Genomic DNA, 3,146 nt, shown 5'->3' on the forward strand with positions numbered 1-3,146 from the left:
GGGCCGTTGATCCGGCCGGATATGAAGGGCAGTTTACTCCGGCCCAGGCCTTTGAAATAAAAACATTTCCCTATGCAGAGGCAGGAGCGATTGTAACATGGGTGATTGGCGCATTGATAATTATTTTATAGACCCATGGCCGGTGTAGCCCATGGCCGCGAAAAATTTTCAAGGAGATATTCTGCCGGGGGAGGCACCTTTGTTTGGCCGCCGCTGTCTTGCCATGGGCCTTGTTTTCCTGCTTGTGGCGGGCCTTTTGGATGTCATGGGTTTTTTCAACGGCATGGACGATTACACCTATGATTTTTTTTTCAGGCTCAGGGGAACCACTGATCCGCCACAACAGATTCTGATCGCGGCGATTGACGAAAAAAGCCTTGAAACCCTGGGACGATGCCCCATTGAAAGGAAGTACTACGCCCCTTTCCTTGAACAGACAAAAGAGGCTCTCGGTATTCTTTCAGACATTATTTTTGCTGAACCTGCCATGGGCGACAAGCCGTTCAAAGAGGCACTGGCCCGGTTTCCTCATATGATTCTGGCGGCCTACGTGAACCGAAGCGGGCATCTTGTGCTGCCCGCTTCCTCTTTGGGACAGCCGCCCGTGGGCCATGTCCACATTGAACCGGGAATGGACGGGGTGGTCAGAGAGACATACCACACCCTCATCCTTGACGGAAAAGAGTTGCCTTCTGCAGCTTTTTCACTTTACACACTCCTGGCAGGAGACACATCGGTGACACCGGACCAACTGAAAAGTGTCGATAGCCATGGCCTGAATGGCACGCCTTTGTATAGTATTCTCCAGGCACAGAAAAGGAGAATCAACTATTACGGTCCACCGGGCACTTTTCCCAGCATTTCATTTTCCGACATCCTGGAAAAGCAGTATCCACAGGATTATTTTAAAAACAAAATCCTGGTGCTGGGCCTTACTGCCGCCGGGGTTGATCAGGATCACCTGACCTGTTTCAGCCAGAACAGGAACCGCATGCCCGGGGTGGAACTGCAGGCAACCATATTGGGTAATATCCTGGACCGCTCATACATTCGAACCATGGGCCCGATCCGGCACAGGACCCTTGGGGCCCTTTTTTTTCTTGTCACGCTTCTGTGGATGTCAAAGCGATCAGGCAGCCGGGCGCTGATGACGGGAGTCGCTCTTTTCATCGGGGTGACAGGTGGGGCCTTCGTTCTATTATCCTTTTTTAATTTCTGGGTGGCCCCCGGGATTTTTTGGGCTGGTGTTGCAGGGGCGCAGGTACTTGGTCATATCGTTCATCTGGAGATCATGGGGCAAAGGCTTGTTCAGGCCCGACAGGACTGGCAGACCTCCTTTGACGCCATTGACGATGCCATTATCATCAAAGACAAACTTGGACAACCTGTATTGTTCAATAGGGCGGCGTCTTACGGAGCGATGGAGGTGCTGGAACGGCATGGGCAGACAGAAAATCCCGGACCTGCTCAGCTCTTTGATCCAAAGCTCGACCAATACTTTGAGATTCAACAATTTTCTCGTCAGGGAAAGGATGGATCGTCCGCCGGCAGCGTCCATGTGGTGCGAAACATCACTGAAAGCACCCGGCTGCGGCAGCAGCAGACAGCTATGCAGGAACAGTTGATCCAGTCCGAAAAAATGGATGCCATCGGTGCCCTGGCCGGCGGTATTGCCCACGATTTCAACAATATTCTTTCGGCCATCATGGGGTACACCCAGCTGGCCCAGGATGAGATCCAGAATAACAATAAGGCCGCAGAGCATCTCGAAAAGGTGCTCAAGGCATGTAGCCGCTCAGCAGAGCTGATTTCCCAGATCCTGAGCTTCAGCCGCAGATCCCCTAAAGAGCGCGCCCCACTGATGGTTGGCCCCATTGTCAAGGAAGTCCTCCAGCTGCTCAAAGCCACTCTGCCGCCGACCATAACCCTGACAGCCGATCCCGGAGGAAATGAGATGGTCACAGGAGATCCGAACCAAATCTTTCAAGTAGTGCTGAATCTGTGCACCAATGCCTTTCAAGCCATGGGAAATAGGCCCGGAAAAATAACCGTGACGGTAAAGGGCATTGAGGTGGACAGGGAGAACCTTGTCCCAGACCTTGAACTTTTGCCGGGAAAATATGTGCAGATCAGTGTTGCAGACACAGGGCCGGGTATCCCGGAAAAAATCCGAGGCCGCGTTTTTGAGCCTTATTTTACCACCAAGGAAAAAGGTTCTGGCACGGGTTTAGGCCTTGCCACCACCCAGGGCATCGTGAAGAATCACGGGGGCAGCCTCCGATTTGACTCCAGTGAAAATAAGGGGACCTGTTTCCATGTCTACCTGCCCCAGGCAGAACAGATTGAGACGAGCAGTCTTGCGGACGAGCAGGGTAAGGGGCAACAGGCTCTGGGACGGCTGCTGCTGGTGGATGATCAGGAAGAACTTGTGGAAACAGGCCGAGAGCTTTTAACGGGACTGGGGTATGAAGTTGAAGCAACCACTTGTCCGGAACAGGCCTTGAAGGATTTCCAGAACCGGCCTGAGTTTTTTGATGCGGTCATTACCGACCTGCACATGAAAAAGATGACAGGGATACTTCTGGCCGAAAAGTTGCGCAGGGTTCGAAAGGATATCCCCATTGTCCTGTGCACCGGTTACAACGACGCCATGACAGAGAAAGCAGCCAATCAGGCCGGCATCAGCGTTGTTATCAACAAGCCTTTTTTCGTTACGCAGCTGTCAAAGGCAATCCAGAAGGCCATCAGGGACAGCTTATTTAAAATTTGACTGTTTGGGAGATAAACCGCCCCCTGCTTCGTCTTTGAGTTCTTTATTTTTAAAATCAACTTCAAACCCCGAACTACCAAGCTTATGAAAAAAGACACCCACCAGTTTATCCAGGAATATAAAGGCATTGGTGCCTTTGGCATGGACAGGACAAGTGATGAGGAGACCATCATGTTCTATCTGCAGAAATTCAGTGAGGACGCCTTCATGAAAACCCTTCTGCCAAGACTTTCCCACCAGGAACTTGAAGAGATTTATGATTGGGTCAATACATACTTAAAAAAACACATTTCCGAAAACGAATACCACAGCCTGTTTTTGAAAGACCGTTAGTTTTTACATCTCTTTAGTTTGGGGTGTCCAAAAACGCGGTTTT

General features: G+C 51.0%; 2 protein-coding genes. Both read left to right on the forward strand.

Annotated features, from left to right (window positions below):
• Positions 1–151 precede the first annotated feature (151 nt).
• Positions 152–2,770, forward strand: coding sequence for a CHASE2 domain-containing protein (locus B3D59_RS03815; protein ID WP_286817793.1), 2,619 nt, complete (start codon positions 152–154; stop codon positions 2,768–2,770).
• 84 nt (positions 2,771–2,854) lie between these two features.
• Positions 2,855–3,103, forward strand: coding sequence for a cytoplasmic protein (locus tag B3D59_RS03820; RefSeq protein ID WP_286817794.1), 249 nt, complete (start codon positions 2,855–2,857; stop codon positions 3,101–3,103).
• Positions 3,104–3,146: the final 43 nt, after the last annotated feature.

Origin of the sequence: Desulfobacter sp. UBA2225, assembly GCF_002348205.1 — a bacterium.
Lineage (GTDB): Bacteria > Desulfobacterota > Desulfobacteria > Desulfobacterales > Desulfobacteraceae > Desulfobacter > Desulfobacter postgatei.

What these genes read in the sequence shown, in the direction of transcription:
- B3D59_RS03815 (WP_286817793.1), top strand. Translation starts at nt 152, where the DNA reads ATGGCCGCGAAAAATTTTCAAGGAGATATTCTGCCGGGGGAGGCACCT.
- B3D59_RS03820 (WP_286817794.1), top strand. Translation starts at nt 2,855, where the DNA reads ATGAAAAAAGACACCCACCAGTTTATCCAGGAATATAAAGGCATTGGT.